This is a genomic window from Bifidobacterium jacchi (assembly GCF_009078285.1).
GTDB classification, from domain to species: Bacteria; Actinomycetota; Actinomycetes; order Actinomycetales; family Bifidobacteriaceae; genus Bifidobacterium; species Bifidobacterium jacchi.
Genome location: NZ_RQSP01000013.1, coordinates 1 through 15,191, shown reverse-complemented (window position 1 = coordinate 15,191; position 15,191 = coordinate 1). Strand labels below are relative to the sequence as shown.

The window sequence follows — 15,191 nt, the reverse complement described above, 5'->3', positions numbered from 1 at the left end:
TCGCGATGGAAAGCCGTCGCTGCGCCGATGCGCTGACGATGACGGCGGAGACGACAATAGGCAAGAAAGGCTGGCTATGACTTCGGTGGTGGTGTTCGACTACGGATTCGGCAACGTCAGATCGATGGTGCGTGCGCTCGCGAATCTCAAGCTCGACGTTGCGCTCACGTCCGACTATCGCTCGGCGTTGGAGGCTGACGGACTGGTGGTTCCCGGCGTCGGCGCGTTCGGCGCGTGCATGGAGGGGCTACGGCAGGTGCGCGGCGATCGCGTCATCGTTGACCGTCTGCGTGCCGGCCGACCGGTGCTTGGCGTGTGCGTCGGCGAGCAGATCATGTTCTCGTCGGGCAGCGAGCATGGCGAGCGGCAATCCGGTCTGGGGTTGATCGATGGCAGTGTGTCGCTGCTTGACGCCGATGTCGTGCCGCATATGGGATGGGACACGGTCGACGCCGCCGAATCGAGCGTGCTGCTTGACGGCGTGGAGGGGGAGCGGTTCTACTTCGTCCACTCCTATGCGGCCACGGATGCGTCGCCGGCCGACGTGAGCGGGCTTGAGATCGATTTCGGCTCGGCCGCACAGCGCGTCACCTGGTGCGACTATGGCCGCAGCCGTTTCGTCGCTGCCTATGAGCGCGGTCCGCTGTTCGCCACCCAGTTCCATCCCGAGAAGTCGGCCGAGGCCGGGGCGCGTCTGCTGCGCAACTGGGTCGCCGTCCTCTAGGCGTGCGGGCGGACGTCACCGCCCCAATGCGGCGGTGACGTCATGATGGATTGCCGTAAGGGCGGTCTGAACGATCGGTCTGAACGATCGGCATGGACTGGCAGCTTGCACATACAGCAGAGAAGATGCCGCAGAATAGCGCATGCACAACATCGTATCCACAAATATCTCATGCACAACAGAAGAAAGGGATCATCATGGCACTGACACTGCTCCCCGCCGTTGACGTACGCGACGGCAAGGCCGTGCGTCTTCGTCAGGGCGAATCCGGGTCCGAAACCGATTACGGCTCGCCGCTCGATGCCGCCCGCACCTGGGTGGATTCGGGCGCCCAGTGGATTCATCTGGTCGATCTGGACGCCGCGTTCGGCACTGGCGACAATCGCTCATGCCTGCGCGAGATCGTCCATGAGCTCGGCGACAAGGTCAACATCGAAATGAGCGGTGGCGTGCGCGATGACGCGTCACTCGACGCCGCGTTGGAGGCGGGCGCGGCGCGCGTCAACATCGGCACCGCGGCCTTGGAGAACCCTGAATGGACCGCCGAGGCGATTCGACGCTATGGCGACCGTGTGGCGGTCGGCCTCGACGTGCGCGGCCACACGCTTGCCGCCCGAGGATGGGTCAAGGAAGGCGGCGATCTGTTTGAAACGATGGCGTTCCTGGATTCGGTCGGCTGCTCGCGCTATGTGGTGACCGATGTGACCCGTGACGGCATGATGTCCGGGCCGAACATCGATCTTTTGCGCGAGGTGGCCGAGCGCACGGATGCCAAGGTAACGGCGTCGGGCGGCATCAGCAGCCTCGACGATCTGCGCGCCATTCGCACGCTTGACGGACTCGGCGTGGATTCGGCCATACTCGGCAAGTCGCTGTACGCGCGCGCGTTCACGCTCGAAGAGGCGCTGCAAGTCGCCAAATAGGCGGCAGCGCCACCTACCTCTTCGAGCAGGGCAGTTCGCCGGCTTTGATGAGCCGCTTGAACAGCGCGTAGTCGGCTTCGTTCTGCTCGGCATAGGAGACCGCGAACGATGCGATCGCCTGATCGAACTCGTCGGTGCCGCCCAGATAGTTGGCGATGGCGATCGAGTCGCCGGTTCGCGCGTGGGCGTGCGCGAGACACCATGCGCACATGCGGCCGAGATCGGACAATCCGAGCGCGTTGAGATGATCAAGATCGATCGATCCCTTGCCATTCCAGAACTGACGCACGTAATAGTCGCGTTTGCGCCCGTCCTCCGCGGTGAAGCTGGCCCAGCCGAGCAGCACGTCGGCGGTGGATTGGATGAGCTTCTGCCCCTGCACCACGCGTTCGCCATGCGTCGCGTACGGACTGCGCCCGCAGAAACGCTCCAGCACCGACTCCTGCGCCTCCTTCATCTGCAGCATCAGCGGATCATCCAATCCGCGACCGGTGAGGATCGACACCCACGCCCGCGTGCCCACCGAGCCGACGCCCACCACCTTGCGCGCCGTATCGTGGTATTGATAGCGGTCGAGCACATAGCGCCGGTCCTCGTACAGGCTGTGCCGATAGCTGTCGAACAGCGTCTCCAGTCGTGCCTCAAGCGCGTGGAGATCGGCGTAGTCGTCAAGTTCGCTGATCGGTACCAATGCCGGCGGTTTGGAATGGAACCGCAGATGACGGCCGTCGACGTAGGTGAGTTTGGCCGCGGCCGCATCCGAATCGCGTGCCGCCGCGCGCATGGCGGCATCGCGCAGCGTGCGGTTGCGCTTGCCGTTCACCGTGGACTCATAATGGTCAAGCGCCGCTTCGACGTCAAGATGGTCGTACCAGACGTCGAGAAAATCCATCTGCGAAAACTGCCGGATATGATCGCGATAGGAGTGCACGCACCGTTCGACGGCCGCCCGGCGGTCCTTCGGCGCGATGCCGTTGGCCCGGCCGCAGATCTCCACCGACACGGCGAGCCGCTTGACGTCCCATTCCCAGGGGCCGGTGGACGTTTCGTCGAAATCGTTGATGTCGAACACCAGCCGGTCGCCGGGGGAGCGGAACATGCCGAAATTGCCGATATGCGCGTCGCCGCACGCCTGCACGGGGATGCCGGATACGGGGGTGCGCGCCAGATCGTTGGCCATGATCAGCGCGGTGCCTCGATAGAACGTGAACGCCGAATCGCTCATCCGGTAGTAGCGCAACGGCACCAGTTCGGGCACGCGTGTGCGTGACTGCTCCTCCAGCAGCGCGATGACGTCTCGACGCTCGTCGCGCACCTGCCAGACGGCGTGGCTTTCCAGCGAGGCACGGCTGCGCGCCGACACGCCGGCTCGCGCTCGTTCCATGGGGCGTTCCGCCTGATGCCAGTCCAGATCGATGGGTGTCTGCATGGGTGCCTGTGCGGTTGCTGTGCTCGCTGCGGCGGTTGCGGTGGTTGTGCTCGCTGCGGGGGCTGTTGCTCGGCTGTCGTCTGCGGTCGCTTGCGCAGCGTCGGTGCCTGTGATGCTGGTCATGGGTTCAAGGATACGCCGCGACGCGCGATAGGGTGAACCGCCGTTGAATCATCGCCGAATTGCCGCTGAATTGCCGCTGGTTCGGTGTTATGTTAACTCGTCGAAATAAACGCGTGGGACACTATGCGCTATGGATAAACAGCAGGAGTTTGCTCTGCGCACGGTCGAGGAACGCGACGTGCGCTTTATTCGGTTGTGGTTCACCGATGTGCTTGGAACGCTCAAGTCAGTGGCCATTGCGCCTGCCGAGCTGGAGGCCGCGTTCGAGGAGGGGCTCGGATTCGACGGTTCCGCCATCGAAGGCATGACGCGCGTCTCCGAGGACGACATGATCGTCCAGCCGGATCCTTCGACGTTCCAGATCTTGCCGTGGCGTGGAGGCCCGCAGGGCACGGCCCGCATGTTCTGCGACATTCTGACGCCGGACGGCGAACCCTCGTTGGGTGATCCGCGGCATGTGCTCAAGCGCGCGCTCGCGAAGGCCAAGGAGAAGGGATTCACGTTCTATGTGCATCCCGAGATCGAATTCTATCTGTTTGAATCTCAGGATGACTGGTCCAAGACGCCCACGCCGATCGACGAGGGCGGCTATTTCGATCATGTGCCGCGCAGCCCCGGCATGGATTTCCGTCGCGCCACCGTGAACATGCTCGAACAGATGGGCATTTCCGTGGAGTATTCGCACCACGAGGCCGGTCCGGGACAGAACGAGATCGATCTGCGCTACGCCGATGCCCTCACCACGGCCGACAACATCATGACGTTCCGCACGGTCGTCAAGGAGATCTCGCTGGAACGCGGCATCCATGCGAGCTTCATGCCCAAGCCGTTCGCCGATGCGCCCGGCTCCGGCATGCACACGCATCTGAGCCTGTTCGAGGGGGATACGAACGCGTTCTACGAGGCGGGTCAGGAGTTCAACATGTCGTTGACCGCCCGTCAGTTCGCCGCCGGCATCCTCTATCATGCGGCGGAGATCTGCGCGGTCACCGATCAGTACGTCAACTCGTACAAGCGCCTGTGGGGCGGCAACGAGGCGCCGAGCTACATCTGCTGGGGCCACAACAACCGCTCCGCTCTGCTGCGCATCCCGCAGTACAAGCCCGGCAAGGGCAATTCTGCGCGCATGGAGTTCCGTGCGCTCGATCCGGTCGCGAACCCGTATCTTGCGTACTCGGTGCTGCTGGCGGCCGGTCTGGACGGCATCGAGCAGCAGATGACGCTCGGCGAGCCGACCAGCGACGACGTGTGGGAGCTGACCGACGCGGAACGTCAGGCGATGGGCATCCAGCCGCTGCCCGAATCGTTGGATGCCGCGCTCAGGATCATGGAGAAGTCCGACTTCGTCGCCGGAGTGCTTGGCGAGCATGCCTTCGAGTACTTTCTGCGCAACAAGCGTCAGGAGTGGGAGGAGTATCGTCGTCAGGTCACGCCGTACGAGCTCAAGAAGTACCTGCCTCGTCTGTGATCGCCTGGCGATCGCCCAGGTGAAGCCAGCTGATCGCTAGTGTCCAGCGTCAGAAGTTCGTTGATGAATCGACTGCCCCTCTGTCCCGCTTCGCGGGCCGGCTCCGCTGACATGGGGGAGTTGGGAATGCATTCAACGGCCTTCTGACGCAGGACACTAGTTGAGCTTGTACTCCTTGGTCACGATGTTGTGCCGCTCGTCGCTGCCCTCGTCGGCATTGGGATTGGTGCCGCCGTCCAGCGTCACGGTGACCGGAGCGTTGGGATCGGGGAGTTTGAACGCGGCCGTGTAGGTGCCGCCCACATTGGGCATCAGGGCCCGCGCATAACCGTAGTTGTCGAATCCCTCCGGCTCGTTGCCGTCAAGCAGATACGTGGATTCCAGCTCCTTGCCGTTCTGCGTCAACTTGAGATTCACCGCGGCCCCAAACGACGTGACCGATGTGCCGCGGTTCACCCAATCGACGTAGACCAGCACGGTATGGGCGTTGTCGTACTTGGTGTCCGGCCCGCGCACCACTTTGCTGACCTTCACCTGCACGTCGTTGCCGTAGGTGTGGAATGTCGTCATGTGCGCGGTGTCGGATTCCGGCACGGTCTGCGGTTTGGGCACATCGGTATGGCTGATGCGGGTGAAGGTCTTGCCGCCATCCGCGATGGTGAATCCGGAGGCGATGCCGATATGGGTTCGGTCCGCCTTCACTGGCTGCACGTAGAGCGGCGTGGTGAGGTCCCGCAGTTCGAACGCGTCGGTCACGATCTGCGACTTGCCGGGGGCGACCTTGACGGTGAGCGATTTCCTGTCGTATCCTTCGACGGGCTTGTCGCCGTTGTACAAGGACACTTCACGCAGCGCCACGCCGTTTTGGAACACGCTGAAGATATCGCGAAAGTCGGAGAACGTCACCGTGTCGGTTCCGGTGTTCTTCATCTGATAGGTGATGATGACCGTCGGCTTGTTGGTCTCATAGTCGGCGATGCCCGCCGCTGCCTTCTCGATGGTGATGGTGGCCTTTCTGCCGCTGTACAATTCGACATCTCCGCTGCCGTCCTTGATTTCCTTGGGTTTGCCGGAGCTGAAGGCGCTGATGGTCGGGGACCCGTTATTGGAGACGGTGCTTTTGACATAGCCGGAGACGATGCCGGATACGAAAATCGCGATCGCCACCAGCCATCCGATCACATGGCTGATTCTGTTGGATTTGTTCGGCTTGCCATACCGTCGTTCGATCTGGCGGACGTCGGTCGGCAGCTTGCCGCCGGAGGGACGTTGCGGCGACGACTGAGGCGCTGGTCGGCGCGTCGCTGATGCGGATGCCGACCTTGGCTGCGACGCGCCATGATAAGCGGCCTTGGAGGTTTTCAATGCACCGTCTGATTGCGGTCGATTTGATTGCGGTCGATCTGATCGCGGTCTGTCTGATTGCGGTCTTGCATAGGATGCGGATTCGGCGGCGGCCTCCTGGGAGCGGGTCGGCTCGGCCATCTCCTGTGCGGAGATGACCGATGCCTGCTTGTCCGGATTGACATAGTCCTGACTGTGTTCCGCGTCGAATGGGGAGACGTATCCGTCGTCATGCCCGCTCTTGCCGAATAGTGCCATGATGCAATCCCCCGCCTTGGCCGTCGGCACCGTCCGCAGTGCCTGTCAGATCCAGTATACGGCGGTGCGCGGCGTCTTGCTCGGGGGCCTTGACTGGACTAGATGAGCGCCTTGTTGATGCGGTTGAGGCTGACCGGATGCGCGGTGCCGAGCTCCTGCGCCCACAGCGAGATGTAGAATTCCTCCAACATCCAGCGAGCGGTCGTGGCCTTGCCCATCAGCTCCTCGTGGCGTGGGCCGGCCGGCGACGCCTTGGCGGCGGCAAGCGCCTTGTCCACCACACCTTTGGCCTCATCGGCCTGCCACGCCCAACGCACGTCGCGGTTCTTGTCGGTCTTCGCCTTGGCAAGGCGAATGAGATCGGCGTTGAGATACACGGCGATGCGCGTGAGTCGATCCGGGGGAGCCGCGCCGATGAATCCGGGGAACACCAGCGTGGCCATATGGTCACGCACCGACTGGAGCACCGACAGCATCGGCAGATCGGCGCGTCCGGACGTGGCCTTGTCGACTTCGGCGTATTTGCGCAGAATCGCGATCACATCATGGGCGACCGCGTAGACGGTGTCCTCGAACACTTCGGTCACGCCCATCACCGCGTCGGCGAGCGCGGCGTCGTCGGGCAGCGTGTCGATTCTCGGCAGCAGCCGTTTGACGGCGGCCAACTGCAGATCCTCGACAAGATCCTTGGTTGAACGGTATGGTGCCGATGCCAGCATCAGCGCCTCCGTTCCCAGCCAACGAGACGAGATGCGCTCCGACGGCAGCCGTAGTGCGTCCAATGCGCCGCGCCACAGCATCGCCGCCCGCGATTCGGTCGTCGCTCCGGCCTTGTGCAGCAGATTCGCCTGCTGCACAAGCCTGCCCTCGTCGCCGGCCTTGTCCGCCTGCCGTTGCACCATGCGGCGGGCCGATTCCTCGGCCTCGGCGGCAAAGCGCCGCTGCAGCTCGACCAGCGACTTGCCGGTGCCGAGCGTCTTGACCGGGCCGCGTGCGCGTCGGCTAGCGCGACCGTTGCGGGGCTTGGCGGGCTGAAGCTGCTGCTCGACCGCGAACGTCATGCGCAGGTAGGGGCTGATCCGGTCCATCAGCTGCTCGTCGAGCACTTCAGGATGAATCTGCGCGCCGACCGTTTCGATCGCCGCGCGGGTGAAGACATGCGGCAGATCGGGCCATTCTGCTTCCTGATCGCCGTCGCCCTGCCCATCCGTCTGTTGGGCCGGCGCGTTCGGCTTGCCGCGGTCGCCGGAACCGGGAAGATTCGGATAATGCGCGTCGATCCAGGTGCGAATCTTGCGGGCCGTGTCGGGAGCGGGCACGAACTGGACGCGAAGCGCCTTGGGCAGCGCCTTGATGAGTCCCACGATCAGCTCGTCGAGCAGGCCGGGGACGTTCCAGGTGAACTGTTCCGGCGTGAGCCGCGACAGCGCCTTGAGCGGGATGTGCACGGTCACGCCGTCTGCCGGGTCCTGTGGATCGTAGACATAGCTCAGCCGCAGATCGATGGGCTGGCCGTCGGTGCCCCGCGCGTGCCACTGGTCGGGGTAATCCGCCAACGACACCGAATCCGAGTCGGCAAGCCGTTCGACCTTGTCCGGATCGAAGTCCAGCAGATGCGGGTCGTCGTCGTATGCGCCCTTCCACCATTTCGCAAGGTCGGCCACGTTCGTCACATCGGCGGGGATGCGCGACTGGTAGAAGTCGAACAGATCCTCGTCGCTGACCGCCTGCGCAAGATTCCTTGTGCGATTCGTGTCGTCGGATGCCTGCTCCAGCACGTCCCTGTTGTGCCCGACGAAATCGTCGCGGCTGAAGCGCTGCTGGATGTCGCCTTCGACCAGACCCTGACGAATCAGAAAGTCACGCGCCTCGGCGGGGTTGATGCGCCCCCATTGCACGATGCGGCCCTGCACGATCGGCAGACCGTACAGCAGCACGTTCGCCTTGGCGACGGCGGCCCCGCGGGAACCGGACCAATGCGGCTCCGCATATGTGACGCGCGTCAGCGAGCCGGCAAGCGACTCAGCCCACGCCGGATCGATCGCCGCCGAATACCGCGCCCACAGACGGCTCGTCTCCACGAGTTCGGTGCTCATCACCCACGGCGGCGTCGATTTGGCTGTCGTCGAGGCCGGAAACAGGGCGAATCGCGTGCCGCGCGCCCCCTGATAGTCGTTCTTCGCGGTCTTTTGCGCGCGTTTGAGCGCCTTCGCCCGCGCCGCGCCCTTGAGTCCGGCGAAATCCGATGCCTTGGGCTCGCGGACGACCTGCATGCCCATCATCGACAGCAGTCCGGCCAGCATCGACGTGTGGATGCCCCGGTCGTCCCACGAGCAGCGGAGCGAACCGGCGGCCTGCTGGTTGATCGGCAGCTGGCGGATCGCCAGTTGGGGGCGGGATGCCGGCTGGGGGGAGCCGACGGTGAATTTCAGCTCGGCGCACATGCTGGTCAGCTGGGCGACCAGATCGCGCCACTGACGCATGCGCAGCCAGCTGAAGTACTCGGCCTTGCAGATGCGCCGCAGGGCGTTGCCGCTCGGCTCGCCATCCGCCTGAAAGACCCGATCCCAGATGTTGAGCGCGGTCAGGTAGTCGCTGGTCGGGTCCGCGTATCGGTTGTGGATGCGATCGGCCTCGTCGCGGGCGTCATCGGGTCGCTCGCGCGGGTCCTGAAGGCTGAGGAACGCGACGATCACCAGCACGGCGGCCAGTGTGTCGGGCGTGGTCGACTTCGCGGCCTCGATCACCATGCGTCCAAGACGAATGTCGATGGGGATGCGCGAGAGCTGACGGCCGATATGCGTCAGCGTCACCTCGCCACGCTGGCGGGCCACGGCCTTGAGCTCGGTCAGTTCGTTGAAGCCGTCCGATACGGCCTTCATGTCGGGAGGATCGATGAAGCCGAAGTCGGTCACGTCGCGAGCGGTGCGCGCCACGCCGACCGACAGCATGTGCAGCACGACGGCACCCAGTGACGTGCGCAGAATCTCCGGTTCGGTGAACCTGGGTCGGGACTCGTAGTCCTCGCGCGAATACAGGCGAATCGCGATGCCGTCGGCCACGCGGCCGCATCGGCCGGAACGCTGGTCGGCGCTGGCCTGGCTGATCGGCTCGATCGGCAGCCGCTGCACCTTCGCGGTCTTCGAATACCTGCTGATTCGTGCGGTGCCGGGGTCCACGACATAGCGGATGCCGGGTACGGTCAGCGACGTCTCGGCCACGTTCGTGGCGATCACGATGCGCTGATGCGTGTGCGGTTCGAATACGCGATGCTGCTCCTTGGACGACAGCCGCGCGAACAGCGGCATGATCTCGATCGCGTCCGGGCGACGCATGTCGTCCACGCGGGGGCCATAGTGATGGCGCAGCGCGTTCTCGAACTCGTGGATATCGCGTTCGCCCGAAGCGAACACGAGAATGTCGCGCGGACCGCGTTCATGGGTGGAATGAATGACCAGTTCCGCGCACGCGCGCGCCACCGCGGTCGGCATGTCCATGTCGGAATCACGGTCCCGTTCCCGCTCGCTGTGCGGGCCATCGCCCGCGTCGCGTCCGGATCGACCATCGGGGGCGGCGGACAGCTCCGCGTATTCGGCATCGCCCGGCATCGCGCCCGTCGCGAATCCGGGAACCTGCCGCATCAGTGCGGGGGCGGTGCCCAACGGCTCGTAGACCACCTGAACCGGGAACGTTCGTCCCGAAACCTCGACCACCGGCACCTTGGCATGCAGCGCCTGCTCGAAATGCTCCTGGAACTTCACCGAATCGATCGTCGCCGACGTGATGATGAGCTTGAGATCGCTGCGCTTGGGCAGCAGCGCGGTCAGATAGCCGAGCAGAAAATCGATGTTGAGACTGCGCTCATGGGCCTCGTCGATGATGATCGTATCGTATTTCATCAGCTGCGGATCCCGCTGGATCTGCGCCAGCAGAATGCCGTCGGTGACGACGCGCAGGCGCGTGTGCGGCGAGCTTTCATCCGTGAACCTCACCTGGAAGCCGATCTCGTCGCCAAGTCGCACGCCCATTTCGGCGGCGATGCGTTCGGCGACTGTGCGGGCGGCGATACGACGCGGCTGCGTGTGCACGATCTGACGGCCATGCCCGCCCCGACCCATTTCCAGAAGGATCTTCGGCAGCTGCGTCGTCTTGCCGGAGCCGGTCTGCCCGGAGACGATGACGACCTGACTGTGGCGTACCGCGTCGGCGATCTGCTCGCGCGCGGCCGATACCGGTAACTCGGATGGATATTCGAACTTCATGGATCTTCTTGTTCTTGCCCTGCTGTTCCCTGTGCGGCTTGCATGCCGTATTGCGTTGTACCCTGTCGTGTTGCGCGGCGCGTTGCCTTCGGCGGCGTGTGGCTCACCGTGGCGTGTGGCTCACCGTGGCGCGCTGCTCACCGTGCTGCGTGGCTCACCGTGGCGCGTGGCTCACCGTGCTGCGTGGCGGGCCACCTCGATGACACGATAGCCCTTCGCGGAATGATACTTGGACACCTCATAGTCGTCGCCGAGCGCCTGAGCGAGCCAGGGGATCAGCGAATCGGCTCCGAGATTGCGCTGCACCACCAGATATGCCGCGCCTTCGGGCTTCAGACGCGGCAGCCATGTCATGAGCAGCGTGTGCAGCACCTCCTTGCCGACGCGTATCGGCGGATTCGACCAGATCGCATCGAAACGCAAGTCGTCGGGCAGCGCTTCACAGGATGCGACCGACTGCCGTGCAAGGGGGGTGCCGGTCTCGTCGGTCTGCGAAACGTGGATGTTGGCTCGTCCGTTGCGTTTCGCGTTGCTTGAAGTCAGTTCGAGCGCTCTGGCGTTGACATCCACCGCCCAGACGTCGGCCTCGGGAGATGCGAACGCCAGAGCCAGTGCGATCGGTCCCCATCCGCATCCCAGATCGAGCAATGTGCCGGATTCGGGCGGTTCGGGGACCTCTCGCAGCAACACCGATGTGCCCAGGTCAAGCCGTGAGCCGGAGAACACGCCGTTGGAGGTCTCCACCGTCGCCTCTCGGCCCTGCAGCGAAACGGTCAGCGTGCGACGCACATCCGCCGATTCGGGGTCCGCGGCAAAATACTGTTCGCTCATACCACTCCTCATATACCATGATTCACTTCTCGCGATGTCGCTCATGATCCTGTGCGCAAGGCGCTTCACCATGCCGTCATATGCGCGTCGCGCATGCGGCTGGCATGCCAGCCAGGGCGCATGTCTTCCAAAACGATGATAATAGGGACAACCATAGTGCAATCGTGAGTCAAGCCATCAAGCGAGAGGTGCCATTGAGCCAGCGCAGCCAGCAACGGTCCGCCGACGAGACGGAGACGACCATATCCATCGAGCCACAGGAGCCGGCGCTGAGCGGGGTGCTTTCCGACCGCTCCCAGGTGCTTATCGACGAATCGACGCCCAGCGCCGCCGAGATGGCCGAAAGCCACGACGAGGCATGGCAGGAGCGCGAGTCCCGCAACCAGCTGAAGCACGTCGCGGGCCTGGGCGAACTCAAGGACGTCACCGAGGTCGAATACCGCAAGGTCCGTCTTGAACGCGTCGTGCTGGTGGGCGTGTGGTCAAGCGCCGAGACCACGGCCGATGCGGCCGAGGAATCCCTGCGCGAGCTTGCGGCGCTCGCCGAAACCGCCGGCGCGGTCGTCTGCGACGGTCTGCTGCAGCATCGTCTGCGTCCCGATTCCGCCACCTACGTCGGTTCGGGCAAGGCCGCCGAGATCGCCGAGATCGTCGAGCGAGACGAGGCGGACACCATCATCGTCGACGATGATCTGCCGCCCAGCCAGCGACGCGCCCTGGAGGATGCCACCAAGGTCAAGGTCGTGGATCGCACCGCGGTGATCCTCGATATCTTCGCCCAGCATGCGACCAGCCGTGAAGGCAAGGCGCAGGTCGAGCTGGCGCAGCTGGAATACATGCTGCCGCGACTTCGAGGATGGGGCGGCTCGCTGTCCCGCCAGGCCGGCGGTCGTGCGGCTGGTGCGGATGCCGGCATCGGCTCGCGAGGTCCTGGTGAGACCAAGATCGAGATGGATCGTCGTGTGATCCGCACGCGCATCGCGCGGCTGCGTCGACAGATTCGCGACATGGCGCCGGCGCGTGAGATCAAGCGCGGCTCGCGTCGCCGGTACGGGCTGCCCACCGTAGCGGTCGTCGGATACACCAATGCGGGCAAATCGTCGATCACCAATCGGCTCACCGGATCGAGGGAACTGGTGGAGAACGCGTTGTTCGCCACGCTTGACACGGCGGTCAGACGCGCCCGTGCCAAGGACGGGCGGCTCTACGCGTATGTCGATACCGTCGGATTCGTGCGCCGACTGCCCACGCAGCTCGTCGAGGCGTTCAAATCCACGCTGGAGGAGGTCGCCGACGCCGATCTCATCGTGCATGTGGTGGATGGGTCGCATCCTGACCCGTTCTCCCAGATCAACGCCGTCAACGACGTGCTCTCCGGCATTGACGGCACCGCGGACATTCCGAGGATTCTGGTGTTCAACAAGGCCGATCGCGTTGATGAGGTCACGCGGCGGCGATTGGCGGCGCTTGAGCCGGATGCGCACATCGTTTCGGCGTACAGCGGGGAGGGCATGGAGGAGCTGCGTGCGCATGTCGAACGCATGCTGCCCGCGCCGAACGTGCATGTCAAGGCGCTGCTGCCCTACAGTGCCGGCGCATTGCTGTCGCGGGTGCGTGAATACGGTCAGGTGCTTGATGTCGACTACCGTGATGACGGCATGATGGTCGAGGCGCGCGTGGGAAGCCATCTTGCTTCGCAGCTGGTCGAGCAGTCGATCGACTGATGGGTGGCGATGGGCGTCGATGGGCGTGTCTCGGCGGTTGGGGGAGTGTCCTTGCGATCGAGCCGCGTTCGTGTGTGTTCATGCGCGTGTCTTGTTGTGAACGGTAACAATTGTGGCATTTCTCACATTGCCGACTTGTTGTCGATGATGCCAAACGTCACCATGTGTGGATAAAGTGAACCTTGTTGTTACAAGGAAGCCGACATGATCGGCAACATTGTTTCTAAAGAGAGGTCGCTATAACCATGGCTGAATCACTCATCAAGCCCACCAAGCTCGCCGTCGTCGGAGCGGGCGCAGTCGGCTCCACGCTGGCTTTCGCCGCTGCCAACCGTGGCGTCGCCCGCGAGATCGTCCTCGAGGACATCGCCACCGAGCGCGTCGAGGCCGAAGTCCTCGATATGCAGCATGGCTCCAGCTTCTACCCGACCGTCTCCATCGACGGTTCCGATGATCCGGAGATCTGCCGTGACGCCGATATGATCGTCATCACCGCAGGCCCCCGTCAGAAGCCCGGTCAGTCCCGCCTTGAGCTTGTCGGCGCCACCGTCAAGATTCTTCAGGCCATTATGCCGAACCTCGTCAAGGTTGCCCCGAACGCCATCTACATGCTCATCACCAACCCGGTGGACATCGCCACGCACGTCGCTCAGAAGATCACCGGCCTGCCGCAGAACCAGATCTTCGGCTCCGGCACCAATCTTGACTCCGCTCGTCTGCGCTTCCTGATCGCGCAGCAGACCGGTGTCAACGTCAAGAACGTTCACGCCTACATCGCCGGCGAGCATGGTGATTCCGAGGTTCCGCTGTGGGCTTCCGCCACCATCGGTGGCGTTCCGATGTGCGACTGGACCCCGCTGCCGGGCCACGAGCCGCTTGATGCCGAGAAGCGCGAGGCCATCCATCAGGAGGTCAAGAACGCCGCGTACAAGATCATCAACGGCAAAGGTGCCACCAACTACGCCATCGGCATGTCCGGCGTCGACATCATCGAGGCCGTGCTGCACGACACCAACCGTATCCTGCCGGTGTCCTCGATGCTGAAGGACTTCCACGGCATCTCCGATGTGTGCATGTCCGTGCCGACGCTGCTCAACCGCGCCGGTGTCAACACCGCGATCAACACGCCGGTCTCCGATAAGGAGCTCGCCGCCCTCAAGCGCTCTGCCGAGACGCTGAAGGAGACCGCGGCGCAGTTCGGCTTCTGATAGCCGTCTCTTTATGCGTTTGTCTGCTAGTGCAGCAGGTGAACGCTTATTGCGGCGGTCCGTTCGACGCATGGCGGTCGGGTCTGATCTCAGACTTGCGAATGCCATGCGGCGATCGGACCGCCGTTTTCTTATATACGGCTCGTGTCGCTTGTGCTCGGTGAGATCCCAACGGTATTGGGTGACAGTCGCATGGTGCGCTTTGCATCGTGGCCGCGCATGTGACGTGACTCGCGTTGTGCGATCGATGACGTGGCCTGATTGTTGGTCCGTCTCTACGGTGAGACGGCTTGTGTCGTCTGCTGTCGATAATGCTCGTTTTCCGCGTCACGGGGAGCGGGGCGGTCACCGGGAGCGGGGCGGTCACCGGGAGCGCCCGCGCCCTGTGATCAAGGTGTCAGAAACGTTGCAATACCAAGGTTTTCACCAAGCGGTCACTGGGAACGACCCGCTCCCTGTGATCGAACCGGCACCATGCCACGTCAGCAGTACGGAATGCGGAATGTGCGTTGCCATAAGCATGGCTGCCTCGTTGCGAGAATAACTTGCGTTCACAGGGCGGTCGGACGCGAGACGCAGCCAGTTGGACGTTCAGCGCGAGTCACGCCAAGCCATGCGATGCCATTCCATGCCGAGCCAGATCGCCCGCATGGCTCCCGCTTGCCACGCGACGCCAAAAACGCCGAAAAACGCGTCGCGTGACAGACCGTGGCATTCCGTCGTCATGGGCCATAAGCGCAAAGTGGCGGAATTCCAATGGTTTGGATCAGGCTGAAGCCGGTTCGCAGCTGGTTCGCGTGTCACGAGACGTGAAAACCGGGCAAAATGTCGTCGCGTGACAAATCAGTCTGTCACGCGACGACGAAATCGTCTATAATCGCGTCGCGTGACAGACCG

9 protein-coding genes are annotated in these 15,191 nt (G+C 63.6%); 5 read left to right on the top strand and 4 right to left on the bottom strand.

The features are described from left to right. The first annotated feature begins 76 nt into the window (after nucleotides 1-76). A complete protein-coding gene (gene hisH, locus EHS19_RS05075; RefSeq protein ID WP_151916707.1) occupies nucleotides 77-724 on the top strand; it encodes an imidazole glycerol phosphate synthase subunit HisH in 648 nt (215 codons plus the stop codon). 197 nt (nucleotides 725-921) lie between these two features. Continuing rightward, complete coding sequence (gene priA, locus EHS19_RS05070) at nucleotides 922-1,647, top strand: bifunctional 1-(5-phosphoribosyl)-5-((5-phosphoribosylamino)methylideneamino)imidazole-4-carboxamide isomerase/phosphoribosylanthranilate isomerase PriA (RefSeq protein ID WP_151916706.1); 726 nt, start codon at nucleotides 922-924, stop codon at nucleotides 1,645-1,647. A 13-nt stretch (nucleotides 1,648-1,660) separates the two neighbouring features. On the opposite strand, the gene EHS19_RS05065 is transcribed toward priA, so the two are convergent. After that, on the bottom strand, nucleotides 1,661-3,076 hold the full coding sequence (locus EHS19_RS05065; protein ID WP_175578319.1) for a DUF2252 domain-containing protein: 1,416 nt from the start codon (nucleotides 3,074-3,076) through the stop codon (nucleotides 1,661-1,663). A gap of 253 nt (nucleotides 3,077-3,329) precedes the next feature. Here EHS19_RS05065 and glnA point away from each other — a divergent pair, with 253 nt between their 5' ends. Beyond that, nucleotides 3,330-4,667, top strand: a complete 1,338-nt coding sequence (gene glnA / locus EHS19_RS05060; protein ID WP_151916705.1) for a type I glutamate--ammonia ligase — start codon at nucleotides 3,330-3,332, stop codon at nucleotides 4,665-4,667. A 156-nt stretch (nucleotides 4,668-4,823) separates the two neighbouring features. On the opposite strand, the gene EHS19_RS05055 is transcribed toward glnA, so the two are convergent. The 3 genes from EHS19_RS05055 to EHS19_RS05045 form a co-directional block, all read right to left on the bottom strand. Further along, complete coding sequence (locus EHS19_RS05055) at nucleotides 4,824-6,269, bottom strand: DUF5067 domain-containing protein (RefSeq protein ID WP_151916704.1); 1,446 nt, start codon at nucleotides 6,267-6,269, stop codon at nucleotides 4,824-4,826. A 98-nt stretch (nucleotides 6,270-6,367) separates the two neighbouring features. After that, nucleotides 6,368-10,531, bottom strand: coding sequence for a DUF3418 domain-containing protein (locus tag EHS19_RS05050; protein ID WP_151916703.1), 4,164 nt, complete (start codon nucleotides 10,529-10,531; stop codon nucleotides 6,368-6,370). A gap of 171 nt (nucleotides 10,532-10,702) precedes the next feature. Then, nucleotides 10,703-11,362: a class I SAM-dependent methyltransferase gene (locus EHS19_RS05045; protein ID WP_175578318.1), complete on the bottom strand. Its 660-nt coding sequence runs from the start codon at nucleotides 11,360-11,362 to the stop codon at nucleotides 10,703-10,705. 80 nt (nucleotides 11,363-11,442) lie between these two features. Here EHS19_RS05045 and hflX point away from each other — a divergent pair, with 80 nt between their 5' ends. Further along, nucleotides 11,443-13,086, top strand: coding sequence for a GTPase HflX (gene hflX / locus EHS19_RS05040; protein ID WP_421745278.1), 1,644 nt, complete (start codon nucleotides 11,443-11,445; stop codon nucleotides 13,084-13,086). A gap of 245 nt (nucleotides 13,087-13,331) precedes the next feature. Beyond that, complete coding sequence (locus tag EHS19_RS05035) at nucleotides 13,332-14,294, top strand: L-lactate dehydrogenase (protein ID WP_151916700.1); 963 nt, start codon at nucleotides 13,332-13,334, stop codon at nucleotides 14,292-14,294. Nucleotides 14,295-15,191 lie beyond the last annotated feature (897 nt).

What these genes read in the sequence shown, in the direction of transcription:
- hisH (WP_151916707.1), top strand. Translation starts at nt 77, where the DNA reads ATGACTTCGGTGGTGGTGTTCGACTACGGATTCGGCAACGTCAGATCG.
- priA (WP_151916706.1), top strand. Translation starts at nt 922, where the DNA reads ATGGCACTGACACTGCTCCCCGCCGTTGACGTACGCGACGGCAAGGCC.
- EHS19_RS05065 (WP_175578319.1), bottom strand. Translation starts at nt 3,076, where the DNA reads ATGCAGACACCCATCGATCTGGACTGGCATCAGGCGGAACGCCCCATG.
- glnA (WP_151916705.1), top strand. Translation starts at nt 3,330, where the DNA reads ATGGATAAACAGCAGGAGTTTGCTCTGCGCACGGTCGAGGAACGCGAC.
- EHS19_RS05055 (WP_151916704.1), bottom strand. Translation starts at nt 6,269, where the DNA reads ATGGCACTATTCGGCAAGAGCGGGCATGACGACGGATACGTCTCCCCA.
- EHS19_RS05050 (WP_151916703.1), bottom strand. Translation starts at nt 10,531, where the DNA reads ATGAAGTTCGAATATCCATCCGAGTTACCGGTATCGGCCGCGCGCGAG.
- EHS19_RS05045 (WP_175578318.1), bottom strand. Translation starts at nt 11,362, where the DNA reads ATGAGCGAACAGTATTTTGCCGCGGACCCCGAATCGGCGGATGTGCGT.
- hflX (WP_421745278.1), top strand. Translation starts at nt 11,443, where the DNA reads ATGCGCGTCGCGCATGCGGCTGGCATGCCAGCCAGGGCGCATGTCTTC.
- EHS19_RS05035 (WP_151916700.1), top strand. Translation starts at nt 13,332, where the DNA reads ATGGCTGAATCACTCATCAAGCCCACCAAGCTCGCCGTCGTCGGAGCG.